At 72.3% G+C, this 488-nt stretch carries 1 protein-coding gene; it reads left to right on the plus strand.

Annotation, left to right across the window (positions count from 1 at the left end; translation table 11 throughout):
* Positions 1–488: beta-ketoacyl synthase N-terminal-like domain-containing protein (locus ACSNOB_RS31985; protein ID WP_436691174.1), on the plus strand; the 488-nt coding region annotated here is incomplete at both ends.

A 488-nucleotide genomic window follows, 5' to 3' on the forward strand; every position in this document is an offset into this window, starting at 1 on the left:
ACCGCGGTCGAGCTGCGCAACCGGCTGACCGCCGAGACCGGCCTCGCGCTGCCCAGCACGCTCGTCTTCGACCACCCGACGCCGGCCGCCCTGGTCGCCTTCATCCGCCAGACCGTGCTCGGCGCCGCCGACGGATCGCCGGCCGAACGCAGGGTCGCCGCCGTCGACGACGACCCGATCGTGATCGTGGGGATGGGCTGCCGCCTCCCGGGCGGTGTCGGATCGCCGGACGAGTTCTGGCAACTGCTCTCCACGGGACGCGACGGCATCTCCGACTTCCCCCTCGACCGGGGCTGGGACAACCTCCTGGACGGCGGCCTTTCCGACACGTCGTTCGTCCGCAGCGGCGGCTTCGTCTACGACGCCGGTGAGTTCGACGCCGAGTTCTTCGGCATCTCGCCCCGCGAGGCCCTCGCCATGGACCCGCAGCAGCGGCTGCTGCTGGAGACGTCCTGGGAGGCGGTCGAGTCCGCCGGCATCGACCCGAC

The organism is Micromonospora sp. URMC 106, assembly GCF_051386395.1.
Taxonomy (GTDB): Bacteria; Actinomycetota; Actinomycetes; order Mycobacteriales; family Micromonosporaceae; genus Micromonospora.